At 72.3% G+C, this 24,749-nt stretch carries 23 protein-coding genes; 16 read left to right on the forward strand and 7 right to left on the reverse strand.

The window, feature by feature from the left end:
* Window positions 1-319 precede the first annotated feature (319 nt).
* Together PYR72_RS16890 and PYR72_RS16895 are read left to right on the forward strand one after the other, a co-directional pair.
* Window positions 320-889, forward strand: a complete 570-nt coding sequence (locus PYR72_RS16890) for a DUF4232 domain-containing protein (RefSeq protein ID WP_275456106.1) — start codon at window positions 320-322, stop codon at window positions 887-889.
* 216 nt (window positions 890-1,105) lie between these two features.
* Window positions 1,106-1,855, forward strand: coding sequence for a hypothetical protein (locus tag PYR72_RS16895; protein ID WP_275456107.1), 750 nt, complete (start codon window positions 1,106-1,108; stop codon window positions 1,853-1,855).
* Window positions 1,856-1,929: 74 nt separating this feature from the next.
* Here PYR72_RS16895 and PYR72_RS16900 read toward each other — a convergent pair whose 3' ends face one another.
* From PYR72_RS16900 to PYR72_RS16915, 4 genes are all read right to left on the reverse strand, one after another.
* Window positions 1,930-2,292: a hypothetical protein gene (locus PYR72_RS16900; protein WP_275456108.1), complete on the reverse strand. Its 363-nt coding sequence runs from the start codon at window positions 2,290-2,292 to the stop codon at window positions 1,930-1,932.
* A gap of 225 nt (window positions 2,293-2,517) precedes the next feature.
* The gene (locus tag PYR72_RS16905; RefSeq protein WP_275456109.1) at window positions 2,518-2,904 is read right to left on the reverse strand and encodes a DUF6083 domain-containing protein; all 387 of its coding nucleotides are present in this window, start codon (window positions 2,902-2,904) and stop codon (window positions 2,518-2,520) included.
* Between the two features lie 202 nt (window positions 2,905-3,106).
* Window positions 3,107-5,134, reverse strand: coding sequence for a hypothetical protein (locus PYR72_RS16910; protein WP_275456110.1), 2,028 nt, complete (start codon window positions 5,132-5,134; stop codon window positions 3,107-3,109).
* A 79-nt stretch (window positions 5,135-5,213) separates the two neighbouring features.
* Window positions 5,214-5,612, reverse strand: a complete 399-nt coding sequence (locus tag PYR72_RS16915) for a hypothetical protein (protein ID WP_275460432.1) — start codon at window positions 5,610-5,612, stop codon at window positions 5,214-5,216.
* Window positions 5,613-6,291: 679 nt separating this feature from the next.
* Between PYR72_RS16915 and PYR72_RS16920 the strand changes: the two genes are divergently transcribed.
* A complete protein-coding gene (locus tag PYR72_RS16920) occupies window positions 6,292-7,521 on the forward strand; it encodes a lysylphosphatidylglycerol synthase transmembrane domain-containing protein (protein WP_275456111.1) in 1,230 nt (409 codons plus the stop codon).
* Between the two features lie 202 nt (window positions 7,522-7,723).
* On the opposite strand, the gene PYR72_RS16925 is transcribed toward PYR72_RS16920, so the two are convergent.
* Window positions 7,724-8,827, reverse strand: a complete 1,104-nt coding sequence (locus PYR72_RS16925; protein WP_275456112.1) for a Ku protein — start codon at window positions 8,825-8,827, stop codon at window positions 7,724-7,726.
* A gap of 582 nt (window positions 8,828-9,409) precedes the next feature.
* On the opposite strand from PYR72_RS16925, the gene PYR72_RS16930 reads away from it, so the two are divergent.
* Window positions 9,410-11,818 carry an excinuclease ABC subunit UvrA gene (locus PYR72_RS16930; RefSeq protein ID WP_275456113.1) on the forward strand — a complete coding sequence of 803 codons (2,409 nt, stop codon included), beginning with the start codon at window positions 9,410-9,412 and terminating at the stop codon, window positions 11,816-11,818.
* Between the two features lie 163 nt (window positions 11,819-11,981).
* Complete coding sequence (gene ligD / locus PYR72_RS16935; RefSeq protein WP_275456114.1) at window positions 11,982-12,863, forward strand: non-homologous end-joining DNA ligase; 882 nt, start codon at window positions 11,982-11,984, stop codon at window positions 12,861-12,863.
* Window positions 12,864-12,875: 12 nt separating this feature from the next.
* On the opposite strand, the gene PYR72_RS16940 is transcribed toward ligD, so the two are convergent.
* Window positions 12,876-13,679 carry a nuclease-related domain-containing protein gene (locus tag PYR72_RS16940; protein ID WP_275456115.1) on the reverse strand — a complete coding sequence of 268 codons (804 nt, stop codon included), beginning with the start codon at window positions 13,677-13,679 and terminating at the stop codon, window positions 12,876-12,878.
* A gap of 104 nt (window positions 13,680-13,783) precedes the next feature.
* On the opposite strand from PYR72_RS16940, the gene PYR72_RS16945 reads away from it, so the two are divergent.
* The 7 genes from PYR72_RS16945 (at window position 13,784) to PYR72_RS16975 (ending at window position 20,649) form a co-directional block, all read left to right on the forward strand.
* On the forward strand, window positions 13,784-14,296 hold the full coding sequence (locus PYR72_RS16945; protein ID WP_275456116.1) for a dual specificity protein phosphatase family protein: 513 nt from the start codon (window positions 13,784-13,786) through the stop codon (window positions 14,294-14,296).
* Between the two features lie 144 nt (window positions 14,297-14,440).
* Window positions 14,441-15,205 carry a hypothetical protein gene (locus tag PYR72_RS16950; protein ID WP_275456117.1) on the forward strand — a complete coding sequence of 255 codons (765 nt, stop codon included), beginning with the start codon at window positions 14,441-14,443 and terminating at the stop codon, window positions 15,203-15,205.
* Complete coding sequence (locus PYR72_RS16955; protein WP_275456118.1) at window positions 15,202-16,482, forward strand: HAMP domain-containing sensor histidine kinase; 1,281 nt, start codon at window positions 15,202-15,204, stop codon at window positions 16,480-16,482. Before PYR72_RS16950 ends, PYR72_RS16955 begins: the two co-directional genes overlap by 4 nt.
* A gap of 300 nt (window positions 16,483-16,782) precedes the next feature.
* Window positions 16,783-17,139, forward strand: a complete 357-nt coding sequence (locus tag PYR72_RS16960) for an SH3 domain-containing protein (protein ID WP_275456119.1) — start codon at window positions 16,783-16,785, stop codon at window positions 17,137-17,139.
* A gap of 43 nt (window positions 17,140-17,182) precedes the next feature.
* Window positions 17,183-18,598 (forward strand): FtsW/RodA/SpoVE family cell cycle protein, encoded by a 1,416-nt coding sequence (locus tag PYR72_RS16965; protein ID WP_275456120.1) that lies wholly within the window; start codon window positions 17,183-17,185, stop codon window positions 18,596-18,598.
* Window positions 18,595-20,058 (forward strand): penicillin-binding transpeptidase domain-containing protein, encoded by a 1,464-nt coding sequence (locus tag PYR72_RS16970; RefSeq protein WP_275456121.1) that lies wholly within the window; start codon window positions 18,595-18,597, stop codon window positions 20,056-20,058. Before PYR72_RS16965 ends, PYR72_RS16970 begins: the two co-directional genes overlap by 4 nt.
* A 102-nt stretch (window positions 20,059-20,160) precedes the next feature.
* Window positions 20,161-20,649, forward strand: coding sequence for a DUF3291 domain-containing protein (locus tag PYR72_RS16975; protein ID WP_275456122.1), 489 nt, complete (start codon window positions 20,161-20,163; stop codon window positions 20,647-20,649).
* A gap of 9 nt (window positions 20,650-20,658) precedes the next feature.
* On the opposite strand, the gene PYR72_RS16980 is transcribed toward PYR72_RS16975, so the two are convergent.
* Window positions 20,659-21,486: a hypothetical protein gene (locus PYR72_RS16980; protein WP_275460433.1), complete on the reverse strand. Its 828-nt coding sequence runs from the start codon at window positions 21,484-21,486 to the stop codon at window positions 20,659-20,661.
* A gap of 171 nt (window positions 21,487-21,657) precedes the next feature.
* On the opposite strand from PYR72_RS16980, the gene PYR72_RS16985 reads away from it, so the two are divergent.
* From PYR72_RS16985 to PYR72_RS17000, 4 genes are all read left to right on the forward strand, one after another.
* Entirely contained in the window at window positions 21,658-22,614 is a 957-nt protein-coding gene (locus PYR72_RS16985) for a diiron oxygenase (protein ID WP_210533598.1), read from the forward strand.
* A gap of 290 nt (window positions 22,615-22,904) precedes the next feature.
* Window positions 22,905-23,630 carry a TetR/AcrR family transcriptional regulator gene (locus PYR72_RS16990; RefSeq protein WP_275456123.1) on the forward strand — a complete coding sequence of 242 codons (726 nt, stop codon included), beginning with the start codon at window positions 22,905-22,907 and terminating at the stop codon, window positions 23,628-23,630.
* Between the two features lie 10 nt (window positions 23,631-23,640).
* Window positions 23,641-23,955 carry a hypothetical protein gene (locus PYR72_RS16995; RefSeq protein ID WP_275456124.1) on the forward strand — a complete coding sequence of 105 codons (315 nt, stop codon included), beginning with the start codon at window positions 23,641-23,643 and terminating at the stop codon, window positions 23,953-23,955.
* A gap of 102 nt (window positions 23,956-24,057) precedes the next feature.
* Window positions 24,058-24,729, forward strand: a complete 672-nt coding sequence (locus tag PYR72_RS17000) for a hypothetical protein (protein ID WP_275456125.1) — start codon at window positions 24,058-24,060, stop codon at window positions 24,727-24,729.
* Window positions 24,730-24,749: the final 20 nt, after the last annotated feature.

Raw genomic sequence — 24,749 nt, forward strand, 5'->3', positions numbered from 1 at the left:
TTGCTGCGCACTGGTCGCGATGTACCTGCACTAGAGCCTGGCGTTGAGCCGATCCCGCTCTGTTGCCGATCCGTGCTCAGTCGCCCGATTGCTCCGCCGTGTCGGCCGACCATGCCCGAGAAGCCAGGGCCTGGCCTCTTGCAAGTCCGTTGCCGCGGGACGGTGACGCCTGTCGTCACCGTTCCGTCACGAGTCGTCGCCGCACGGAACCTGCCGTTCTCCCGCCCTGTCTGCACTCACGTATCTAGACCACGACGTACCGCGGGGCACCAACCGACCACCGAAACCCGCGTACGAGACGACTCAGGGGGACGACAGCATGCGGCACAACAACGGCTTTCGCAGGGCGGCTCTGGCGACGACGGCGGTCACGGCCGTCGCGGCGGCGGTGACCGGCGTCCTGCCCGGCACCGCCATCGCGGCGAGCACCACCACCTCCACCCCGCCGACCGCCTGCCCGGCCTCCGCCCTGCAGGTCAGCGCCCGGCAGGCCGCCCACCCGCCCGTCGGGACCGGGACCGGGGCGGCGGTCGTGCAGTTCAAGAATGTCTCCACGAGGACGTGCGTCCTGAAGGGCTGGCCGACGGTCGCGGGTGCCGGCAACGGCTCCCCCGCCCACAACACTCCGCTCAAGGTCACCCGCAAGGGCAAGGCGGCCACCGTGACGGTCCGGCCGCGCGGCAAGGCGTGGGTGAAGCTGACCTTCGTCCAGGTCCAGGGGGAGGGCGACGGCTACTGCGTGTCGGGCAAGACCCCGAAGGCGTATCCGACGATGGTCATCGGGCTGCCGCGCTCCGGGAAGCACCAGGTCGCCCTGAACGACGGGTGGTGGGCCTTGTGCGACAACAAGGTGACCGCCACCCCGGTCTCGAGGGTCAAGCCTTCCTGACCCCACCGTCCCCGCAGAGCGAGCTGCCTGCACGACGATCGCAACGCTCTGACCTGCACTTTTGCGAGACCTTGCGCATCAGTGCGGGTCAGTGGCACAGCACGCCTTCGTGGGCGCCGGAGGCGTGGTGGCACCCCGGCCACCGCGAGTCGGGCGGCCGCACCAGAAACGGGCCATCGCAGCGCTGTCCGGCGGTGCCGTGCTTTGATCATCGGTATGACTGACTGGTCTCAGCTGCACCACGCCTACGGCACGGCGGAAGACGTTCCCGGCCTGCTCGACGCAGTCGGCCCTGGCGCGCTGGACCCCCTCTGGGACGAGCTCTGGTCCCGGCTGTGTCATCAGGGCACCGTCTACTCGGCGAGTTACGCGGCGCTGCCCGCTCTGACCGAGATGGCGCGGCGGTGGTCAGCCGCGGACCGGCAGATGCCCCTGTGTCTGGCCGGCTCCATCGTGGCCAGCACGGATCGGCCCTACGGCGGCGACGATCCCCAAGTGGCCTACGCCTCCCAGATATCCGTCCTGGCGCACCTCACCGAGGAAGCGCTGCAGGACCCGGGGCTCACCGGCAATCCTGCGCACTACGTCCACTTGCTCGGCACGCTGCTGAGTTTCCAGGGCGTAGAGGTGTGGGGTGAGCAGCTCGACGGGCTGAACGACGAGGAGTACGAGGTGCCCTGCCCCTCGTGCAGCGCGGAGAACTTCATCGTCTTCGGCGAGTACGGCTTCTTCTCGACCACGGACAGCATGTACATGAAAGCCTCCACGTCCGCGGGACAGGTGCCCCTACGGCCCCAGAGCCCCACAGCTTTGGAAGGGCTTGGCCAGAGCCTTCACTCCCGCGCACTCGCAGACGGCCAGCCCGACATCGCCCACAAGCTGACCTATGTCTTCGGCGATGCGCAGTGCGCCGAGTGTGACGTCGTCTTCAGCGTCGAGGAAGCAGTCGTTGACCAATGGGGCTGATGGGATCTTCGCTGCTGCACTTGAACTCGTGATGTCGGCTGTGTCTCGGAGGCCGCTGGGCGCCGTTGTCGGCGTCAAGAGCCTGTCTGCAACCAGTGACGCGCGGCGGCCAGTGTCACTTCGATGTCGTCGCTCCATGAACAGACTTCCACCCAGGACAGGTAGCCGTCCTGGGTGAAGACCAGCACCTCGCCGGGGCACTCGCCGGCTTCGGTGACGAGCTGCGCCTTGCCCGCTACTACCGTGCCGGGGCCGGTGGGCGCAGGTTCCACCTTGCTCGTGTCGAGCATGAAGTAGGCGGTGCCACAACCGCAGGTGCAGCGCGCTCGCACGCTGAGGTGCGGAACCTGTCTTTGGAGCGCGATATGAGCCGGGGTGTCCCCGCTCAGGACTGCCGCAAGCACGTCGGCTACGTCGACGGGCAGGCTCTCGTTCATTGCGTCACCGTATCTGACCAGCAACTTTTAAGAGGTCGTGCCTGCCGTCGATAGCCGGCCCGGACCCCGCCCGCGCACGCGGGCCACCGGGGTGCGGCCCCGCCCGCAGGCCGCCGCAATGCTCGGTGTGCACAGCCTGCTGCGGTCCTGTGAGTTGTTCGAGGGCACTGGGGAGGGTCTCGGTACAGCTGCTTCGGGCCGGGGGGAGGGCTTGCCCTGGCGTCGTCAGCCGGCGTCCGGCCAGTCCTGTGGGGGTATGTGTGGTGGCTCCGGGGCGCTCTGGCGGTGGGCTTGTCCTGTGTTTTCTTCTCGCAGGCTGGTCAGCCATGGCCATAGGTCCGGGAGCGCTTGCTGCGGGCAGGCCAGGCGGTGTTCTATGCGGCAGCACTGGAACTGGTCCGGCGGGCAGACTCCGTAGACCGTCACCCGGCCGTCGGACAGCTCGATCCAGCGGTACTCCGCCGGCACCGTGTGGGCCGGCGGGCGCATGTCGGGCTCCAGCAGTACCCAGGTCTGTTCGAGTGTCGCCACCCGGTCCTGCGGGAGGCCGCAGTGCGGGCAGCTGTTCTGTCCTCGGCCGATGCGGCGCGGCTTCTCATTCAGAACCCCCATGACGTGAGGGTCTCCAGGCTGCCGGTCACGGTGTAGAGCGCGAACCGGACGGGACGTCCGGGGTGGGAGCGTGCTGGTGAGGCGGGATGCGACGCGGCAGGTGCGGGCAGCATCCGTCGGGTGACGGGTGCGCGGCTGAGATGCGGCGGAGTGTTCGGTTCCTGCGGGTCGGACGGGCCCGGGCCGTTGCGCGTTTTCGCGCTCAGGGCGTGGTGGTCGGCGGGGCGGTGATGTGGTCCAGGTCCAGGGGGTGGCTCGTGCTGTCCGTGGTCAGTCTGGCCTGGAGGTCGGTCTGTCGTGCCGCCAGTTGTTCGAGGACCTGGTAGGGGCGGGTGAGGGGGAGTCCTGCCTCGACCTCCTTCTTGCTCCAGTGGCCCAGGAACTCCAGGACCGTGTCGATCAGGCCCAGGGCGGACTGGGCCGTGAGTTCGTCCGCGGGCTTGGCGAAGACACCCTGGTGGAATGCCGCGTTGCGCATCGCGTAGAGCCAAGTGAGCTGGGTGTGGACGGTGTTCTGCTGATCGTGCAGCCACGTCGCGAATTCCGCGGGGTGCGCGAGCCGCCGCTGCCAGGTGGCTACTTGCTCCGCGGCCAGGCCGTCCGTCAGGGCGACGAGGGTCGCGAGGGAGCTGTTCGCGGACCGGATGTCGGCGGGGGCGCCTTCGGGTGGTGCCAGCACGGCGAACCATCGGTTGAGGTGAATCGCGCCATTCGGCCCGTGGTCCGGGCTGTCGCCTCCGTCCTTGAGGATCACTCTCATCAGCGCCCGCAGCAGGCTGTCGGTCTCCCGGGTCAGGTGGTCGTGCGTCGTTCGCGCCTCGTCCGCCTGCGCGAGCAGGGCGGAGTGGCGTGCGGACATCTCCTCGTGGGCCCGGCGGGCCGAAGGGGACGGTTTGTCCCTCACCTTCTCCATGCTGCGCGCGAGGCGGGCCAGCCTGCGCTCGTGCTCCCGGTGGTGCCAGGCGGCGTGCCTCACCGTCGCCTGTGCGGAGAACAGCACCACCTGCCACAGTCCGAGGAGTTGTTGCCGCGCCGCGTGCAGTGCGCAGGCCTTCGCCAGGATGTCGAGTCCCGCGGACTTCATCCCCACCGACTCGACCGCGCTCCACACCAGGCCCGCGGTCGTCATCGGAGCGTCGACCTGCTGCGCCAGGTGGGCCGCGCGCAGGGCCGGGCCCAGCGAGGCCGGCCAGTGGGTGGTCAGCGGGAGCGCCGCCTTGGTGGTCTTCGACCTCGCGTCGTCGTGGACCACGTGTGCGCTCGTGTCGGTGGCGAACAGCAGGGGGTGGAGGGACAGGCGGCTCAGCCGCTGGCCCGCCGCGTACTGGTCCAGCACCTCGCTCAGCTTCCGCCGCCCTCGGCGCAGGGCGGTGTGCGTGTCGGCCGCGTGGACGGGGAGTGTCACCAGCACCGCGGGGCCGTCCAGGCCCGCCGCGATACGGCCGAGGAAACGGCGCCGTGTGTCCTGCCTCTGCGCCTCGTGCGGTGGTTCGGCGTCACGGGGCACCGGCCGCTGTCTCGCGCCGGGAAGCAGGAGATCCAGGTTCCTGAGTTCCCGGGTGCCGGTGACGACCAGGCCCACCCTGAAGGGGCGCTCGGCCGGCCAGAGGACCGCCGCGATCTGCTCCGCGGTCGGCGCGTGGGGCGAGGTTCTTTTCAGCAGAGCGATCAGGTCGGTCCGCAGGTCGAGTCCGTCCCGTCCGTGCAGGGCGACCGCGACGGCTATCTCGTTGTGGAGGGTGACCGCCGCTGCCGGGGTCGTCCGGGACTCCCACAGGGGGACCAGCCAGTCCCGGACGGATCTCGACGCCGGCGCGATGAGTCGCCCCAGCCGGGCCGCGTAGTTCCGTTTCACGTGGTCCGGGGTGGAGTCGGTGAGCGTCGCCTCCAGTGTGTGCACCAGACGCCGGGCGGCGCGCAGGTGTCGCGCGTTGTCGGGGACGGTGGCGAAGACCAGGCTGGCGGTGTCCATGTTGACCCGCGCCGGGGCTGTCAGCCGTTTCAGCAGGCGGGTGACCGGCTGCCTCTCGGCCGAGACGTTTCCTTCGAGAGCGTGGTGCACCCGAATGAGGGTCAGCAGGGCGCTGTTGACCGCGGACACATGCTCGGTCGCGTAGGCACGCGGATCCAGCATCCGCAGGAGACCTTCGAGGAAGGCCCTTTGCTGACGCGTGAGCGGCGCTGCACCGAAGGCTTCCACGGCATGCGCGTCCCATACCTTGTAGTGCATCCCCGCAGACTACGCCCGCCGCGCCTCGCCGAGCGGGGCAACTGGCACGGCCGAAGCGGGACTTGGGCGGTGGGGGCCGTCAGGTGGCGGGGCGGCGGTGGGGCGGGGTGAAGAGGTAGAGGTCGAGAATGGGGGGCATGGGGGTGATGCCCGGACCACCGGAACGGACCCAGGTGACGATGTCCTCGGTGGCGTCGGGGTCGTTGACCAGGCCCAGCCAGACGGGGCGGGCGCCGGCGGCGCGGCCTGCCGCGGAGGGCTGGACCACGACGACGTTGGCCTGGTCACAGGCGTCCAGGCAGGTGGAGACGCGGGTGGGGACCGAGGCCCGGAGGCGGGCGGTCTGGCCCTCGTGGTCCACGCCGGGGAGTTTGGGGGTGCCGCAGCAGCAGTCCCGGCAGACCGTCACTCGGGCGGGTGCGGAGGGGGGTGCGGGCGGGCGGGTGGTGGCGCGGGGCGTCCCCTCCGAGGGCACCACGGATCCGGTCCCCTCCGAGGGCACCACGGATTCGGTCCCCTTCCAGGTCACCACGGTGTCGGGGCGGTACGTGTGGGGGGTTTCATGCGGTGCGGTGGCCTCTGGGCTCGGTGAACTGGTTCTGTCCGTGGGGAGTTTACGTGTGGCGGACCCTCTCGACCTCGCCGTCACCAGGGGCTTCGCCCCGAGGGAAGGGATCGGGGCCGGCACGATCTCGGGGTGCGGCGGAGGTGGGGTGAGGTGCCGCTGCCGTCGTGGACCGTACGACCACGGCGGCGGCGCCGTCGCCTGCGGCGAGGGTCCGCTCCGCCGGCCCGGGTCCCGCTGCGGCCGACCGGCCCTCCCCGGCCCGACGGCGCTCCCGGGGCGGAGGGTGCGGGCCGATACGGGCGTGCGGTGCGGGCGAGGTGTGATCCCGGCACGAAGCCGGGCGCGCGGGGCCTCCGGGACGTGACTTGTGTCTCATACGGGGCGGAGGGGACAGTGCGGGCTCCGGCGACAGAGTCGCTGCTGGGACGCGGTGTCGTCGTTCCGGCGGTGGCAGGAGTTCGGGTGGCGCATACCGGGGAGTCATTTGGGGTGGGAACGGTCCTGGGGTTCCCTTCGTTCTTGACTTGCCCTGCCTCCGTCGGAGCGGTCCCCCACCGTACCGACGCGACGCGGAAGGACGACGTGCCCATTGTTCCCGCTCCCGCTCGACGCGCCGCCCCCCTCGCGGCCCACCCCGTCCCCGGTCACCGACCCCCTGCCCCTGATACCCAGCCCGGCCCGGCGCTCGGACCCCACCCAGGTCCCCGGCCGGACCTCGGCCTCGGGCCCCGACGCCGTACCCGAGGCGCTCGCGGAGCCCGCGGAGTCCGCGGAATCTGACCGCGCCGCGTGTCCCGCGCCGCTGCCGGAACCCGACTGTGCCGCCCGGGCGGAGGCGTTGGCGCCCGCCAGGCTGCGGGCGCTGCTGCCCGCCCGTACCGCCGTCAACGCCCGGCGGCTGCGGTTCGCGCTGACGCTGCTGCCTCTCGTGCTGCTCGCGGCCTGGGCGGCCTTCGACTGGCGGACGGTCCATGAAGGGGCCGTACGGCTTGCCTCGGCCGACCCCTGGTGGCTGCTGGCCGGCGCGTTCTTCACGGCCCTGTGCTCGGTGGCCTCCGCCTGTGTACGGCAGGGGGCCGTGCCGGAGCGGCTTCCGCCGGGGCAGCTGCTGGCGACGCAGTTCGCCGCGGGTGCCGCCGGGCACGCCCTGCCGGGGAACATCGGCGCCCACGCCGTCGTCCTGCGTTTCCTGCGGCGCCGGGGCATCCCCCTCGCGCGGGCGACCTCCTCGCTCGCGCTGTACTCGGCGGTCAAGCCGGTCGCCAAGACCCTGGTGATCGTCGCCTTCGTCGTGGCGTTCCCGGGCACGCTCCGCCTGACCGAACTCCTGCCCAAGGGCGAGACCCTCGCCCTGGTCGGCGCGATCACCGGGGTCAGTCTGGCCGCCGTGGTCACACTGATCACGACCGTACGGCCGTTGCGGCGCCCCCTCATCGGAGGGCTGCGTTCCGCGCTCACCGACACGCGGGTCGTGCACAGCCGTCCCGTCCGCGCCGTCTCCCTGTGGGGCGGGGCCGCCGCGTTCCCCCTGTGCCAGGGGGCCGTGGTCGCCTCGGTCGGCACCTCGCTAGGGCTGCCCGTGTCCTGGACGCAGATGCTCTTCGCGTACCTCGTCGCCAGCACCGCCGCCGGTGCGGTGCCCGCGCCGGGGGGCCTCGGCCCCATGGACGCGGCGCTCGTCTTCGCCCTCGTCGCCTTCGGCGCGCCGGCGAGCCTCGCCACCACGACGGTCATCGGCTACCGCGTCCTGACCGTCTGGCTCCCGCTCCTGCCGGGCACGCTCGTGCTCTCCGCGCTGGTACGGGCGAAGGTTCTCTGAGCCGGGGGACGGTGGGAGGAAGGGGCCGGCTCGAAGGAAACGTGCTCGTTCCGCGTAAGGCTCGTTTCGCGTACGGCTCGTTTCGCGTAGGACTCGTTCCGCGTGGGGCTCGTCTCCCGTGGGGGCTCGTCTCCCGTGGGGGCTCGTCTCCCGTGGGGGCTCGTCTCCCGTGGGGCGCGCTCCGCGGCGGAGCCCGGGCCGGTCAGGCCGAGCGTTTGCGGGCGGTCGTCTTCTTCGCCGGGGTCTTCTTCGCGGTGCTCTTCGCCGCCGTGGACTTGGCCGAGGCGGACTTCGCCGCCGACGTTCCGGACGCCGAGGACTTCGCCGCCGTCGTCCTGGACGCCGTCGTCTTCTTGGCCGTCGACTTCTTCGCGGCCGTCTTCTTCGCCGGCTCGGCGGACCTGGTCGTGGACTTCTTCGGGGCGGCGGCCGTCCCTCGGGTCGTCGTGGTGGACTTTTTGCCCGGCGGTTGCTTCGGGGTGGGCCGGGACGAGAGGCGGGTGATGTCGGCGACGTCCTCCCCGCGCGACTCCCTGGCCTCGCGGACGCTCTTCTCCAGGGCGGCCATGAGGTCGAGGACCTTGCCTCCCGGGGCCGGAGCGGGCGCGCTGGGTGTGACCTCCCCGGCCGCCTTCGCCGCGACGAGCTCCTCGACCGCCTCGCGGTAGTCGTCGTGCAGCGACGCGAAGTCGACCTCGCCGAGGGTGTCCATGAGGGCGTCCGCGAGGTCGAGCTCCTTGTCGCGGACGGTGACGCTCGTGTCGGGGGCGACCCCGTCCGTCGCGCGGATCTCGTCGGGCCAGAGCAGCCCGTGCATGGCGAGGACGTCGTCCACGACCCGCAGCATGCCCAGCCGCTCGCGCCCGCGCAGCGCGAACTTGCAGATGGCGACCTTGCCGCTGCGCTTGAGCGCCTCGCGGAGGAGGGTGTACGGCTTGGCGGCGGGGACACCGTTCGCCGCGAGGTAGTACGCGGCGTCCACCTGCAGCGGGTCGACGCTCTCGGCCGGTACGAAGCCCTCGATCTCGATGGTCTTGGCCGTCGGGATGGGCAGGGACGCAAGATCCTCGTCCGTGATCGGGATCATCGTGCCGTCCGCGTCCTCGTACGCCTTGCCGATCTCCCCCTGCGTCACCTCGCGGTCCTCCAGCTCGCAGACCTTGCGGTAACGGATGCGGCCGCCGTCCTCCAGGTGGACCTGGCGGAAGGAGACGGAGTGGCTCTCGGTCGCGTTCACCAGCTTGATCGGGATGCTGACCAGGCCGAAGGAGATCGCACCGTTCCAGATGGATCGCACGGGCAGCACGCACCTTTCGGTTCCCTGCTTCCGGTTTGTCCACACCGTAACGCGGACCCCTCAGAGGTGCCCGGCGGGCCGGTCAGGATTCGAGAAGCGCGGAGGGGCGGGGCGCGCCTAGCGTGAAACGTGCGACGCCAGGCGTCCGCCGGTCGGTCCGCACCGATGGAGGGCACCCCACGGGCCCCGACGGGCCCGCGCCGACCGAGGACACCCCGCGGCCCCCGAGCGGCTCACACCGACCGAGAACACCTGGGCCCTCGACCGAACCCACCGAACCGAAGGCACCCACGGCCCCCGACCCGCCCGACGCCGACCGAAGGCACCCACGGCCCCCAAGCGCACCGAGAGCACGTCACCGGCCCCGAGCGGCCCGATCGGACATCAGGCCCAGGCGGCCCGCCCGCCCGACCGACCGCCCGACCGACCGACCCCATCAACCCGATCGACCGAACGCCCGTTTTATCCCGGCCTCACGGAAATGCATCCGGAATACGCACCACCGCACGTACCCTTCCCAGCGGATCGGAGCCGGTCGGGCGACGCCGGCGGGACCGCGGGACGCGGCTCCGCACGACAGATGGAGGAACGATGACCAAGGCCACGAGGGCGGGGACGCAGGAGCGGTCGCCCGGGCCGCACGCCGCCGACAGCCATGATCTGATCCGTGTGCACGGGGCCCGGGAGAACAATCTCAAGAACGTCAGTATCGAGATCCCCAAGCGCCGCCTGACGGTGTTCACGGGCGTCTCGGGTTCGGGCAAGAGCTCGCTGGTGTTCGACACGATCGCCGCGGAGTCGCAGCGGCTGATCAACGAGACGTACAGCGCCTTCCTCCAGGGTTTCATGGCGAACCTGGCGCGGCCCGAGGTGGACGTGCTCGACGGGCTGACCACCGCGATCACGGTCGACCAGCAGCGGATGGGGTCCGACCCGCGCTCCACCGTCGGCACCGCCACCGACGCCAACGCGATGCTGCGCATCCTCTTCAGCCGGCTGGGCGAGCCGCACATCGGTCCGCCCGGAGCGTTCTCCTTCAACGTCGCCTCGGTCTCGGCGAGCGGCGGGTTCACGGTCGACCGGGGTGCCGACAGGACCAAGACCGAGAAGGTCAGCTTCAGCCGCACCGGCGGGATGTGCACGCACTGCGAGGGCCGGGGCAAGGTCACCGACATCGATCTCGCACAATTGTTCGACGACTCCAAGTCGCTCTCCGAGGACCCGTTCACCATCCCCACCTACACCGGCGACGGCTGGGTGGTGCGGGTCATCGCCGAGTCGGGCTTCTTCGACAAGGAGAAGCCGATCCGCGAGTACACCAAGAAGGAGCGGCACGACTTCCTGTACCGCGAGCCGACCAAGGTGAAGATCAACGGCGTCAACCTCACCTACGAGGGGCTGATCCCGAAGCTGCAGAAGAGCTTCCTCGCCAAGGACCGCGAGTCGATGCAGCCGCACATCCGGGCCTTCGTGGACCGGGCGGTCACCTTCACCGAGTGCCCGGACTGCGACGGCACCCGGCTCAGCGAGCTGGCGCGCTCCTCACGGATCGGCAAGGTCAACATCGCCGACGCCTGTGCCATGGAGATCCGTGACCTGGCGGAATGGGCCCGCGGGATCGAGGACGCGTCGGTGGCGCCGCTGCTGGCGGAGCTCCACTACACCCTCGACTCGTTCGTGGAGATCGGTCTCGGCTATCTCTCGCTCGACCGGGCCTCGGGCACGCTCTCCGGTGGCGAGGCGCAGCGGACCAAGATGATCCGCCACCTCGGCTCCTCGCTCACCGATGTCACGTACGTCTTCGACGAGCCGACGATCGGGCTGCACCCGCACGACATCGAGCGGATGAACAACCTGCTGCTGCGGCTGCGCGACAAGGGCAACACCGTGCTCGTCGTGGAGCACAAGCCGGAGACGATCGCGATCGCCGACCACGTCGTGGACCTCGGCCCGGGCGCCGGCACGGCGGGCGGCACCGTCTGTTTCGAGGGGACGCTGGAAGGGCTGCGGGCGAGCGACACCGTCACCGGCCGCCATCTCGGGGACCGGGCCGCTCTGAAGGAGTCCGTGCGCACGCCCACCGGTGCGTTGGAGATCCGGGGGGCGAACGCGAACAACCTCCGGGACGTCGACGTGGACATCCCGCTCGGCGTGCTCACCGTCGTCACCGGGGTCGCCGGCTCCGGCAAGAGCTCGCTCGTGCACGGGTCGATGGCCCGGCAGGCGGGGGCCGAGGGCGTCGTGGCGATCGACCAGACGGCGATCCGCGGGTCCCGGCGCAGCAATCCGGCGACCTACACCGGGCTGGCGGACCCGATCCGCAAGGCGTTCGCCAAGGCCAACGGGGTGAAGCCGGCGCTGTTCAGCGCCAACTCCGAGGGGGCCTGCCCCACCTGCAACGGGGCCGGCGTCATCTACACCGATCTGGCGATCATGCAGAGTGTCGCCACCACGTGCGAGGAGTGCGAGGGGAAGCGGTTCGAGGCGTCGGTGCTGGAGTACCGCTTCGGCGGGCGGGACATCAGCGAGGTGCTGGCGATGTCGGTGGCCGAGGCGGAGGAGTTCTTCGGCGCCGGTGAGGCACGTACCCCGGCGGCCCACCGGATCATCGAGCGGATGGCGGACGTGGGGCTCGGCTACCTCACGCTCGGCCAGCCGCTCACCACACTCTCCGGCGGCGAACGGCAGCGGCTGAAGCTGGCCACGCACATGGGTGACAAGGGCGGGGTCTACGTGCTCGACGAGCCGACCACGGGGCTCCACCTCGCCGATGTGGAGCAGCTGCTGGGGCTGCTCGACCGGCTCGTCGACGCGGGCAAGTCGGTGATCGTCATCGAGCACCACCAGGCGGTCATGGCCCACGCCGACTGGATCGTGGACCTCGGCCCCGGCGCCGGCCACGACGGCGGCCGCGTCGTCTTCGAGGGCACCCCGGCCGACCTCGTCGCGACCCGCTCGACCGTCACCGGCGAACACCTGGCGGCGTACGTGGGGGCCTGACCGCCCACGGCGGGCTCACCGGCGTACATACACGCGACCCACCGACGTACGTACACGACCCACCGGCGTACGTGCACGACCCACCGGCACACATGCATGCGCCCCCTTCGTCGCATTCACCCCCTTCCTCACCCTTCACCGCGAACCGTGAAATTCTGTCGCCATGACACCGATCACCGAGGTGGAGGGCCGCCGGGTCGTCCTCTCCAATCTGGAGAAGGTCCTCCACCCGGCGACGGGCTTCACCAAGGGTGAGCTGCTGCACTACTACGCCACGACCGCGGACGCCCTGCTGCCGCATCTGCGCGACCGTCCGGTCTCCTTCCTCCGGTACCCGGACGGTCCGGGCGGACAGGTCTTCTTCACCAAGAACGTGCCGCCGGGCACGCCGGACTGGGTCACCACCGCCGAGGTGCGGCGGATGGAGGGTCCGGCCCGGATGGTGCTGGTGCAGGACCTGGCGAGCCTGATGTGGGCCTCGAACCAGGTCGCCGAGTTCCACACGCCGCAGTGGACCGTCGGCTCCGGCGAGGAGGCCGACCGGCTGGTCTTCGACCTGGACCCGGGGGAACCCGCGACGATCGTCGAGTGCTGCGAGGTCGCCCGCTGGCTGCGGGAGCGGCTGGCGGAGGACGGGATCGAGGCGTACGCGAAGACGTCCGGGTCGAAGGGGCTGCACCTGCTGGCGGCGGTGCGCGGGGCGTCCTCGGAGCGGGTGTCGGAGTACGCCAGGGAACTCGCCGTCGAGGCCGAGCAGGCGCTGCCCCGCCTGGTCGTGCACCGGATGAACCGCAGCCTGCGCCCCGGCAAGGTGTTCGTGGACTGGAGTCAGAACGCCGCCCGCAAGACCACGGCGGCGCCCTACACGCTCCGCGCCCGCCCCGAGCCGACCGTCTCCGCGCCGGTGACGTGGTCCGAGGTGGAGGAGTGCGCCTCCCCCGCGCACCTGGTGTTCCGTGCCCCCGACATCGCCGCCCGCCTGCGGGCCCACGGCGATCTGCTGGCGCCGCTCCTCGACCCGGAGGCCGCGCACTCCCTGCCGTGACGGTCCACCGGTCTACACGCGCGTCCAGGTCCGCCGGTCCCGCGCCGTCGCGTGCAGCCCTTCCACGTCCGCGGGCTTCAACTGCCCGCCCGCGCGGGCGAGTCGGGCGAGGTCCGTGTCGCGCAGGACGCGGACCTCGCGCGGGGGCGTGGTGATGTCGAGGCCGGCCGGCTCGACGAGGGCGAGCACGGGACGGACCTCGGCGGTGAGGGCGTAGGAGGCGCGATCGGCTTCGGCGCGGAGCGCGCGCAGCAACGCGTGGGGTTCGTGCCGGCCGACGGCGACCATCGGATCGGTGACGACGACGCGTTGCCGGCGCGCGTGCAGGGACCGTACGCAGAACAGTCCCCCGGGGCCGATCAGCAGGTGGTGGATGCGGTCGCCGCCGGGGAGCGGCACGGAGTGCAGGGTGTGCCAGCCGGCTCCCTCCAGCCGGTCCAGCGCGTCACCGACGGCCTGCTCGGCGGCCAGGGCGCGGCGGCGCGGGTCGGGGCGCAGCCGGCGCGGGGGCCCGGGGGCGCGGTCGAGGGCGATCAGCAGCGCCTCGCCGGGGCGGTTGGGGGCCAGGTCGTCGTCCGGGTGGAGGCTCAGCCGGGCCAGTTCGGCGGGGGTGGGCACGGGGGGCGGGCCCACGGCGACGGGGCCGGTGACGAAGGGGCCGAGCGCGGCCAGCACGTCCTCCCTCAGCTCCTCGCTGAGGAGGTTCACCCGGCCGGCCTCACGGTCGTACCAGGCGACGTTCCTCCCGTCGGTCCGGCACACGTACAGGCGTTCCTGTCCGTGCCGCCAGGTCGGTATGACGCGCAGTCGGCTCATGCACCATCACCCCACGACCATGGGAACAGGCGGGGTGCTCCATCGGCAAGAACCCGGTTACCTTTGGGGTGACGACCTGTCGTCAGGGGCTTGGGGAGGCGCCGTTGCGGACGCGCAGGAAGCAACCGGGTGTGCCCGCTCCGGGCGAACCGTGGAGCGAGATCGTGCCCGGGCTGTGGATGGGCGGGCACGAGTTCGCGGGGCGGACCGGCACCGGGGACATCGAGTTCGCGGTCGTACGCGACGAGTTCGATCTGGTGCTGACCCTGCTGCGGCTGCCGGGGTACGGGCCGGACGACGGCGTGGAGCACCATGTGTGGCCGATCCCGGACGGGCCTCTGGACGGTACGCAGCTGGCGGGTGTGATGCGGCTGGCGCAGGCGGCGTGCGACGCGCTGGAGGACGGCAAGCGGGTGCTCGTGCGCTGCTACAGCGGGTACAACCGGTCCGGTCTGGTGGTGGCGCACGCGCTGATCCGCGACGGGCACTCCGCCGAGGAGGCGATCCGGCTGATCCGCACCCGCCGTTCACCGTGGGCGCTGCACAACGAGCTGTTCGTGGAGTATCTGCACACAGGGCTGCCGACGGTACGGCTACTGGAGGAGCTGGCCGAGTAGCGGGCGGGCTCGGCCCGTCCGCCCGGGCCCAGGGCGCGGTACGCCCTGTCCGGACGCTGGACGCGGTACGCCCGGCCGGACGCGGACACGGGACTTCCGCACGAATAGGGTGTACTGGACCGTATCGACGCCCCCAGGAGCCCCGTGGTGCCCAGTGTGCCCAGCCGTGCCGCGCGTGTGGCCGTCCTCGCGTCGGTCGCCGTGGCCGCCTCCCTGCTGCTGGGGGCCTGTGGTGACTCCGGGGGTCTGGTGAGCGCGGGCGCGACGCCCACGGCGAGCGGGCCGACCCGGCTGTGGCCCGGGGAGCCGCCCGCCTCCTCCCCCGCCTACGACTACGGCGAGGCCGAGACGGAGGTCGTCAAGGGCGTCGAGGTCCCCGGCGGCGACGTCCACGAGGTGGACCCGGTGGCCGTCGTGCGCGCCGAGATCGCCGCGCATCCCGAGATGTACTCCGGGCCCGACGCGGTCTACGGCGGCACCACCGCACGCATGGCGGACTGCGAGGGCGACGGGGACCGCGCCGAGTGCCCCGTCCTGCGGGCCTACTACCGGGACCTCACCGGCGACGGCCATGACGACCTGGTGCTCGGCTTCCGGCTGCTGCCCGGCAACCAGACGGCGGTGCGGATGTACACGCTCCGGGACCGCCGGCTGGTGCAGGTGCTGGCGAGCGACGACGCGGTGCTCGCGGTGGAGCTGGCCGGACGTACCGTGATCATCCGTTCCCCCGCGGCGATCGTCGGCTACGAGTACCGCACCCAGTGGAGCTGGGACGAGGAGCAGCAGGCGATGCTGCTCACCCGCGACGAGATCCTGCGCGTGGGCGGACCGGCCCGCCCGTCGCCCGGCGGCGCGACGACGGCACCGGCCGCCACCGCCCGTCCCTCGTCGTCCGGCGGTCCGCGATGAGCGCGGAGCGGACCGCGCGGAAACGGTTCGTCCTGCGCCGCTGGGTCTCCTCGCTCACCTGGAAGGCGCTGGCCTTCATCACGGTGATGTGCTGCGGGCTCGCGGCGCTGCTCGGCGCGCTCGTGCACGTGTCCGTCACCGACCGGACCGTCAGCGACGCCCGCTCCCGCGCGCTCGCCCGGCTCGACGGGGCGGTGCGGGCGTACGAGGCGGGGAACCGGCTGCCGCCCGACTCCGCCCTCGACGCGCGGGCGCTGCCGGGGCCGCTGCGCGAGCTGGCGGTGAGCGGGCGGCGCGGCACGATGGTCGGGAGCGCCGACGGGCTCCCCGCGATGTGGGCGGCCGCGCCCGCCGACGGCGGCACCCTGGCCGTGCGGATCGACTACGCGCAGAGCGCGGCCACGATCGAGAACCTCGACCGGGCCATCCTGGGCTCCTCGGCGCTGGCCATCGGGGTGACGCTGGCCGTGGGCGCGCTCGGCGTCACCGGGGTGACCCGGCGGCTGCGCACGACCTCGCAGGTGGCCCGGCGGATCAGCGCGGGCGACCTCGACGCCCGGGTCGACGACCCCCGTACGACGGACCCGTCGCGGTACCGGGACGAGGTGGCCGCCGTGGCCGCCGCGCTGGACACCATGGCGTCCACGCTGCAGCGCAAGCTGGTCGGCGAGCAGCGGTTCACCGCGGATGTCGCGCACGAGCTGCGGACGCCGCTGACCGGGCTGCACGCGGCGGCCGAACTGCTGCCGCCGGGGCGGCCGACGGAGCTGGTGCGCGACCGGGTCGCCGCGCTGCGGACGCTCACCGAGGACCTGCTGGAGATCTCGCGGCTGGACGCGGGCGGCGAGCGGCTGGACGTGGACGCGATCCGCCTCGGGGTGCTGGCCGGGCGGGTGGCCGCGCACGCCGGCGGCGACACCGAGGTCCGGGTCGTGGAGGACGCGTGCGTGGAGACGGACCGGCGACGGCTGGAGCGGGTGCTGGGCAATCTCGTGGCCAACGCGCACAAGCACGGGCGGCCTCCGGTGGTGGTGACGGTGGAGGCGACGGCCGAGGGGGCCGTGGTGACCGTGCGGGACCACGGGGACGGGTTTCCGGAGTATCTGGTGACCGAGGGGCCGCAGCGGTTCCGTACGGAGGGTTCCCGCAAGGGACATGGGCTGGGGCTGACGATCGCGGTGGGGCAGGCGGAGGTGCTCGGAGCACGGCTGCGGTTCGAGAACGCGGCGGACGGGGGCGCTTCGGCGGTTCTGCGACTGCCGGCCGACGGGGACTGACCGCGCGATCCCCGCGCGCCTGAAGGACGGGGGTCCTCGCGCGCCTGAAGGACGGGGGTCCCCACGCCCCTGAAGGACGAAGGTCCCGACGCCCCAAAGGACGGAGGACCCCGCTCCCCTGAGGGACGGGGCCGCACCCCTGCCCGGGCAGGGCCCGCGGGGCCGCCGTGCGCGGCGACTTGGCCCCGCTCCCCCGAGAGCGTCGTTTCTCCGATGGCCCATCGCGAAAGGCGCCCCGCCCGACCTCCTCCTAGCGTGGCGGATAGTCAGATTCGCCCCGTTTTCCTGGAGGAGCATCAGATGTCCCTGCGGATTCTGCTCATGCGGTTCGGTATAGCGGCTGCCGGTGGCGCTCTCGTGGCGTTCGCGGCCACGACTCCCGCCGCCGGTGCCGGACAGGAGGACCCCCGCGAGAGCAAGCAGATCGTCCAGGGCGAGGTCGTCGCCCGTACCGGCCTGATCCTGCGCAGCGCGCCGACCCGCGGCGGCGCGGTCGTCCGGGTCGCCCGCCACGGCGAGATCGTCAAGATCTACTGCCGGGCCGACGGCCAGAGCGTCGGCGGCACCCGGCAGTGGTACCTGCTGGTCGACGGCACCTGGGCCTGGGGATCGGCCCACTACATCGACGCCTTCAAAACGCCACGCACGTGCGCCTGAGCGACAAGACCCGCAAGACATCTCATTTAGGTAAGTTCCGGGCATGACCACCAAGGCCGGAACGACCCTGGCGGCGGGTCCCTCGGACCCGTCCCCGCCCGCCGTACGCCCGCTCCGGCGCCGAGGCGTCGAGTTCGCCCTCACCGTCGTGGCCGTCCTGCTCTCCGTGTCCGGCTACTGCGCCGTCGGTCTGGCGAAGAACGGCACCGTCCCGCCCGGCGCCGGCGACTACGGCGCCGGGCTCGGCGTGCTCGCGCTGCTGACCCATCTGGCGGTGCGGCTGCGGGCGCCGTACGCCGATCCGCTGCTGCTGCCGATCGCGGTGCTCCTCAACGGCCTGGGCCTGGTGCTGATCCACCGGCTCGACCTGGAGACCCCGGCCGACCAGGCGGCGCCCGCGCAGCTGAACTGGTCGACGCTCGGGATGGCGCTGTTCATCACGGTCGTGGCCCTGCTGCGCGACCACCGCGTGCTGGCGCGGTACGCGTACGTCTCGGTGGTGGCCGCGCTCGCCCTGCTGGCGCTGCCGATCCTCTTCCCGCCGGTCAACGGGGCCCGGATCTGGGTGCGGCTGGCCGGGTTCTCCCTCCAGCCGGGCGAGTTCGCGAAGGTGCTGCTCGCCCTGTTCTTCGCCGGCTATCTCGCGGCCAACCGCAACGCGCTGGCGTACGCCGGGCGCCGGATCTGGCGTTTCAAGCGCCTCCAACTGCCCACCGGGCGGGTCCTCGGCCCGATCGTCACCATCTGGCTGCTGAGCGTCGGCGTCCTGGTCCTGGAACGGGACCTGGGCACCTCACTCCTGTTCTTCGGACTGTTCGTGATCATGCTGTACGTGGCCACGGGCCGCACCGGCTGGATCGCGGTGGGGCTGCTGCTGGCCTGCGTGGGCGCGGTGGCCGTCGGCTGGCTCGAACCGCATGTGCACAGCCGGGTCGAGGACTGGCTGCACCCCTTCGCGTCGATCGAGGCGGGTCAGGGTCCGGGCCAGCTCGCCCAGTCCCTCTTCTCGTTCGCGGCGGGCGGGGTGCTCGGCACCGGACTCGGCCTCGGCCACTCCGTCCTGATCGGGTTCGCCGCCAAGTCCGACTTCATCCTGGCCACCGCGGGCGAGGAACTGGGGCTGGCCGGTCTCGCCGCGATCTTCCTGCTCTACGCGCTGCTGGTGGAGCGCGGCTTCCGCACCGGCCTCGCCCTGCGCGACCCCTTCGGCCGTCTCCTGGCCAGCGGTCTCGCCTCGATCATCGCGTTGCAGGTCTTCGTGATCGCGGGCGGTGTCACCGGCCTCATCCCCCTCACCGGCATGCCGATGCCCTTCCTCGCCCAGGGCGGCTCCTCCGTCGTCACCAACTGGATCATCGTGGCCCTGCTGATCCGGATGAGCGACTCGGCCAGGCGGCAGGCCGGCACCATGCCCGTCCCCGCGGGCCCGAACACCGGCCCGGAGGTCCTCGGCGCATGACCACCTGCATCCGCCGCGCCGCCGCCCTCTGCGCCCTGCTGCTGGTCGCGCTCCTCGTCAACGCCACCCGCGTCCAGGTCTTCCAGTCCCGGGCCTACGACGACAGTCCCGCCAACCGCCGCCCGGTGATCGCCCGATGGAGCCAGCCGCGCGGGAACATCGTGGTCGAGGGACGCCCGGTCACCGGCTCGAAGGACACGGGCGAGCAGCTCCGCTTCGAACGGACCTACAGGGACGGCCCGTTGTACGCGCCGGTCACGGGCTTCGCCTCGCAGGTGTACGGCACGACCTTCCTGGAGGACGCGGAGGACTCCCTCCTGGACGGCAGCGACCCGCTGCTCTCCTTCCTCCCCCTGTGGAACGACATCACCCGCGACCAGAACGCCGGCGGCGAGGTCGTCACCACCCTGCGGGACGCGGCCCAACGCGCGGCCTACCTCGGGCTCGGCGCGCGCCGGGGCGCGGTCGTCGCGCTCGAACCGGCCACCGGGCGCGTCCTGGCGCTGGTCTCACGCCCCTCGTACGACCCCGCCGTGCTCTCCGGCAACGGCCCCGAGGTGACCGCGGCGTGGACACGGCTCAACGGGGACGCGAGCAGGCCGATGCTCAACCGGGCGGTGCGGCAGACCTATCCGCCCGGTTCGACGTTCAAGGTGGTGACGGCCGCCGCCGCGCTGGACGCCGGGGTGGTCACGGACGTCGACGCGCCCACCCGCTCCCCCGCCCCGTACACCCTGCCGGGCACCAGGACGTCCCTCTCCAACGAGGTCGAGGGCTGCGAGAACGCCTCCCTGCGCTACGCCTTCGAGTGGTCCTGCAACACGGTCTTCGCGAAGCTGGGCGTGGACGTCGGCCTCGGCTCCATGACGGACACGGCACGTGCGTTCGGCTTCGACGACGCGGGCCCGCGCATCCCGTTCCGGGTCGCGCCCAGCACCTTCGACACCGAGATGGACCGGGCCCAGCTCGCGCTCTCCTCCATCGGGCAGTACGACACCCGGGCCACCCCTCTGCAGATGGCCCTGGTCACGGCGGCCGTCGCCAACGGGGGTTCGGTGCCGTCGCCGTACCTGGTGGAGCGCACCACCACGGCGGACGGGCGCACGGTCGCCGGCGCGGGCCCGCGCACCCTCCGGCGCGCGATGGGTCCGGGCACCGCGCGGCAGTTGCGCGACCTCATGCGGGGCGTCGTCGAGGACGGCACCGGCGCCAACGCCGCCCTGCGCCGGGCCACCGTCGGCGGCAAGACCGGCACCGCCCAGCACGGCATCGGCAACTCCGGGACCCCCTTCGCCTGGTTCGTCGGCTGGGCCCAGTCCGACGGCGCGCCCGAACCCGAGGTGGCGGTGGCGGTGGTGGTGGAGGACGCGGAGGCGGTACGGGGGGAGATCAGCGGGGGCGGGGACGCGGCGCCGATCGCGCGGGAGGTGATGCGGGCGGTGCTCGGGGGCTCCGGCTGACGACGGCTGACGACGGCTGACGACGGCTGACGACGGCTGACGACGGCTGACGACGGCGAAAACGGGTGGGACGGGGGAAGTCGCCCCACCTATCGTGCGGGCATGACCACCGCCGCGTACGAACTCGCCCAGGTCAACATCGCCCGCCTCAAAGCCCCGCTGGACTCACCGCGGTTGAAGGACTTCGTGGACGGGCTCGATCCCGTGAACGCGGTCGCCGACTCCTCCGCCGGCTTCGTCTGGCGCCTGCAGAGCGACTCCGGCAACGCCACGGACGTCCCCGTTCTCGGTGACGAGTGGCTGATCGTCAACATGTCCGTGTGGGAGGACGCCGACACCCTCACCGCCTTCATGTACCAGGGACGGCACCGGGAGCTGCTGGCCCGCAGGCGGGAGTGGTTCGAGCAGGTGGCCGAGGCGATGGCCACCCTGTGGTGGGTGCCCGCCGGTCACCGACCCACCGTGGCCGAGGCGGAGGAACGGCTCCTCCACCTCCGGGCCCACGGCCCCACGCCGTACGCGTTCACCCTGCGCACGCCGTTCCCGGCCGGACCGGCGGCGCCGCTCCTGCCGGACGCCGCCGTCAGCTGATCCGCCGCGTCAGCTGATCCGCTGCCGGATCTCGGAGCGGACGTCGAGGGTCCGCTCCGCGAATGCTTCGACGTCCACCTTCGAGGGGTCCTGGCCGACGCTCGCCGCGCCAAGTTCCGCGACGGAGGCGCCGGTGTTGCCGTCGGCCCAGGCGCACATCGGGTACGTGATCTCGCTGCCGGCCTGCTTCTGGGTGACCACCTGGCAGCTGACGGTGAGGCCCGAGTCGCCGGGGGTGAAGTCCTGGGGCTGCACGGCGACCGTGATCGAGTCGACCTCGGCCGCGCCCTTCAGCATGTTGTCGCGGGCGGCGTCGGTGTTCTTGAACCGGCCGTACATGCCCGAGACGACCAGGGCGCCCTGGGAGCCGTCCGCCGCGGTGTACTGCCCGACGGCGGCCTTGACGTCCCGGGCGTCCCAGGCGCCCTCCGCCTCGTCGGCCACCTGCTTGCCCGAGGAGTCGGACAGGTCCCGGGCGAGCTTGTACTCGTCGTCCAGCACGGTCTTCGGCAGCGCCAGCTTGTACTCGGCCTCGGGGAACCCGCTCGTGCTCTGCGTACCGACGACCCACAGCCCCACCGCGACGACCACCGTGAGCGCCACGACCCCGCCGACGATCCCGAGGACGAGACCCACCCGGCTCTTCGGCGGCGGCGGGGGCTGCCATCCCTGGGGCTGCGGCTGACCGGGCTGCTGCGGCGGATACGGCTGGCCGTACGGCTGCTGACCATAGGGCTGCGGCTGCTGCTGCGGCGGGTACGGCTGTCCGTACGGGCCGGGGTGCTGGGGCTGCTGACCGTACGGCTGGGGCTGCTGCTGGGGGTGCGGTGGAGGCATGGACACGCCAGCACGCTACTGCACCCGCCGTCCCGGCGGGGAACCGGCCGTTCGGTCCGTCGGCCGTCGACAAGTGGCGCGCAAAGGATTGACGGCCTTGCTGACAAGTAGTCTCATAAGCGATGACCGCCGGTAACGGCACGGACTTCCCTGCGAGGAGCTGCGACAGCCATGACCACGGTGCCCTCGGTGAACACGACGAACCCGGTGTCGGAGGCGGAGGTGCTGCGCGACGCGCTCGGGCTCCTCAAGGACCGGGAACAGGTGGCCGAGCGGCTGCTGGTGTCCTCCGCGAAGCACTCCTTCGACCCGGACAAGGAGCTGGACTGGGACGCCCCCTTCGAGGAGGGGAAGTGGTTCTGGCCGCCGGAGCTGGTGTCCCTGTACGACACGCCGATGTGGCGGAGGATGTCCGAGGAGCAGCGGATCGCGCTGTCCCAGCACGAGGCGGCGGCGCTGGCCTCCCTCGGCATCTGGTTCGAGATCATCCTCATGCAGCTGCTCGTCCGGCACATCTACGACAAGGCGGCGACCAGCGCGCACGTGCGGTACGCGCTGACGGAGATCGAGGACGAGTGCCGGCACTCGAAGATGTTCGCCCGGCTGATCAGCAAGGGGGGCACCCCCTACTACCCGGTGAGCCGGCTGCACCACAATCTGGGGCGCCTGTTCAAGACGATCTCGACGACCCCGGGGTCGTTCACCTCCACGCTCCTCGGTGAGGAGATCCTCGACTGGATGCAGCGGCTGACCTTCCCGGACGAGCGCGTCCAGCCGCTCGTGCGGGGCGTCACCCGGATCCATGTCGTCGAGGAGGCCCGGCACGTGCGCTACGCCCGCGAGGAGCTGCGGCGCCAGATGGTGACCGCTCCGCGGCTGTCCCGGAGCTTCACGCGGGTCACCTCCGGGGAGTTCGCCCGCGTCTTCGCGGTGGCGTTCATCAACCCCGAGGTCTACACGAACGTCGGCCTCGACCGGCGGGTGGCGCTCGCGCAGGTGCGGGCGAGTGCGCATCGGCGGGACATCATGCAGACCGGGGCGAAGAAGCTGACGGACTTCCTGGACGACATCGGGGTGCTCCAGGGGGTGGGGCGGCGGATGTGGCGGTCGTCGGGGTTGTTGGCGTGAGCGTTTCCGGACGGGCGCGGTAGGGGGTGGGGGGTTTCGGTGCGTGAGCGGGTGCGGGTGCGTGGGGGCTGGTCGCGCAGTTCCCCGCGCCCCTAAGAGCCCAGGCCCTGCGGGCCTGAAAGCCACCGGCGCTGCGGGCCTGAGAAGCAGTGGGCGCAGCCCCTGCTTTTCAGGGGCGCGGGGAACTGCGCGAGAAGCCCCACCCACCCGCACCCGCCGACGAACCCGCACCCCCACCCCCTGACGCGAACCGCACGGCACCCCCCGCACCCCCGACTACCCTGCGAGGTATGACGTCCGAGGCCCCCACCCGCGCGTACCGTCGGCTCAGCGTGGAAGAGCGGCGCAGCCAGCTGCTGGACGCCGCGCTGGAGCTGTTCGCGCACCACGCCCCGGAGGACGTCTCCCTCGACGACGTCGCGGAGGCGGCCGGTGTCTCCCGCCCCCTCGTCTACCGCTACTTCCCCGGCGGCAAGCAGCAGCTCTACGAGGCGGCCCTGCGGTCGGCCGCCGAGGAGCTGGAGCACTGCTTCGACGAGCCCGCCGAGGGCCCCCTCACCAGCCGCCTGGCCCGCGCTCTCGACCGCTACCTGACCTTCGTGGACGGGCACGCCACCGGATTCAGCGCCCTCCTGCAGGGCGGCAGTGTCGTGGAGACCTCCCGGGCCACGGCCATCGTGGACGGGGTCCGGCGCGCCGCCGCCGAGCACATCCTGCGGCATCTGGAGGTGGCCGAGCCGGGCCTGCGGCTGCGGATGACCGTCCGGATGTGGATCACGTCCGTGGAGGCCGCCTCCCTCATCTGGCTCGACGAGGGCAAACAGCCGGACGTCGGCGAACTCCGCGACTGGCTCGTGGAGCAGTTCGTCGCCTGCCTCACCGCGACCGCCGGCCGCGACCCCCAGACCGCCGCCGCCGTCCGGCGGGCCCTGTCCGTCGAGACCTCCGCGGGCGCGGTCGGCGCGCTGGCCCGCCGTGTCCTGCCCGTCGTCGGCGACGCGGCCCACCTGCTGTGACACTGGTCCGGTGAAGAGCCAAGACACCCCCTTCGTGGGCGGCCCCCTGGACGGGCGCGTCCTGCCCGTGCTGCTCGGCATCACCGGGCACCCCCCGAAGACGTACCGGGTTCCGGTCCCGGACGCGGCGGGCGGCCCGCCGACCGTGCTGGTCTACCGCCGGGTCGACGCCGGCCGGGGCGGCTTCGTGCACCAGCTGTGGAAGTACGAGTACGCCCCCGACGCCGACCCGAGCCGCCGCCCCCGATGGCCCTGGTCGAGGCCGGGCTCCCCGGCGCGGCCGTCCGCCACGCCGCCCGCGCGCCCCGGCCCCACCGACGAGTGACACCCGGGCGGCGAACGGTCCACCCGGCGCGCGCCCTCCCCCGGCTCCTCCCATCCTGCCGGTGCGAGGTGGACGGCCCACCCGCGCACGGGAGGTGACGACATGTCAGCAAGGCTGCTGCGTCTGGTCGGTACGGCGACGGTGACGGTGTTCACGGCCGGCGCCCTCCTCGCCGCCGCCCCCGCTCCGGTCGCGACGGCGCCGGAACCGCCCGGCGAGCGCCCGGTCGCCGATCTCCTCACCGATCTGCGGCGCCTGTACCGGGAGTCGGAGGAGGCCGCCGAGGCGTACACCGCGACCGACCGCGAGCTGGCGAGGCAGCGGGCCGTGGTCGCGGGCCTCGACCGGCGGCTCGCGAGGGCCCGGCTGGCCCTGTACGACAGCCGGGGCGCGGCCGGCCGGCTGGCCCGGCAGCAGTACCAGAACAGCAGCACCGCGCTCTCCCCGTACGTACGTCTGCTGATGACCGGTGACCCGCGGCGGGCCCTGGAGCAGGGGCATGTGATCGGGCAGGTGGCCCGGGAGCGCGCCGGGACCGTCGAGCGGCTGGCCCGCGGCGAACAGGACACCGCCGCCCTCGCCCGCAGGGCCCGCGTGGCCCTCGACCGTCAGCTCACCCTCGCCGAGCGGCAGAGCAGGGAGCACGGCACCGCGTCCGACCGCCTGGACGAGATCGAGGAACTCCTCGCCTCCCTCACCCCGGCCCAGCTGGACGGTCTCAGGAAGTCGGAGCGGACAGCCGGCGCCGAAGCCCCGAAGCTCCCGCCCCTCTAGGACGGGCGCGCGGGGAGGCG

The sequence above is a fragment of the Streptomyces sp. VNUA24 genome (assembly GCF_029167005.1).
Taxonomy (GTDB): Bacteria; Actinomycetota; Actinomycetes; order Streptomycetales; family Streptomycetaceae; genus Streptomyces; species Streptomyces scabiei.

What these genes read in the sequence shown, in the direction of transcription:
- PYR72_RS16890 (WP_275456106.1), top strand. Translation starts at nt 320, where the DNA reads ATGCGGCACAACAACGGCTTTCGCAGGGCGGCTCTGGCGACGACGGCG.
- PYR72_RS16895 (WP_275456107.1), top strand. Translation starts at nt 1,106, where the DNA reads ATGACTGACTGGTCTCAGCTGCACCACGCCTACGGCACGGCGGAAGAC.
- PYR72_RS16900 (WP_275456108.1), bottom strand. Translation starts at nt 2,292, where the DNA reads ATGAACGAGAGCCTGCCCGTCGACGTAGCCGACGTGCTTGCGGCAGTC.
- PYR72_RS16905 (WP_275456109.1), bottom strand. Translation starts at nt 2,904, where the DNA reads ATGGGGGTTCTGAATGAGAAGCCGCGCCGCATCGGCCGAGGACAGAAC.
- PYR72_RS16910 (WP_275456110.1), bottom strand. Translation starts at nt 5,134, where the DNA reads ATGCACTACAAGGTATGGGACGCGCATGCCGTGGAAGCCTTCGGTGCA.
- PYR72_RS16930 (WP_275456113.1), top strand. Translation starts at nt 9,410, where the DNA reads ATGACCAAGGCCACGAGGGCGGGGACGCAGGAGCGGTCGCCCGGGCCG.
- ligD (WP_275456114.1), top strand. Translation starts at nt 11,982, where the DNA reads ATGACACCGATCACCGAGGTGGAGGGCCGCCGGGTCGTCCTCTCCAAT.
- PYR72_RS16940 (WP_275456115.1), bottom strand. Translation starts at nt 13,679, where the DNA reads ATGAGCCGACTGCGCGTCATACCGACCTGGCGGCACGGACAGGAACGC.
- PYR72_RS16955 (WP_275456118.1), top strand. Translation starts at nt 15,202, where the DNA reads ATGAGCGCGGAGCGGACCGCGCGGAAACGGTTCGTCCTGCGCCGCTGG.
- PYR72_RS16960 (WP_275456119.1), top strand. Translation starts at nt 16,783, where the DNA reads ATGTCCCTGCGGATTCTGCTCATGCGGTTCGGTATAGCGGCTGCCGGT.
- PYR72_RS16965 (WP_275456120.1), top strand. Translation starts at nt 17,183, where the DNA reads ATGACCACCAAGGCCGGAACGACCCTGGCGGCGGGTCCCTCGGACCCG.
- PYR72_RS16970 (WP_275456121.1), top strand. Translation starts at nt 18,595, where the DNA reads ATGACCACCTGCATCCGCCGCGCCGCCGCCCTCTGCGCCCTGCTGCTG.
- PYR72_RS16975 (WP_275456122.1), top strand. Translation starts at nt 20,161, where the DNA reads ATGACCACCGCCGCGTACGAACTCGCCCAGGTCAACATCGCCCGCCTC.
- PYR72_RS16980 (WP_275460433.1), bottom strand. Translation starts at nt 21,486, where the DNA reads ATGCCTCCACCGCACCCCCAGCAGCAGCCCCAGCCGTACGGTCAGCAG.
- PYR72_RS16985 (WP_210533598.1), top strand. Translation starts at nt 21,658, where the DNA reads ATGACCACGGTGCCCTCGGTGAACACGACGAACCCGGTGTCGGAGGCG.
- PYR72_RS16990 (WP_275456123.1), top strand. Translation starts at nt 22,905, where the DNA reads ATGACGTCCGAGGCCCCCACCCGCGCGTACCGTCGGCTCAGCGTGGAA.
- PYR72_RS17000 (WP_275456125.1), top strand. Translation starts at nt 24,058, where the DNA reads ATGTCAGCAAGGCTGCTGCGTCTGGTCGGTACGGCGACGGTGACGGTG.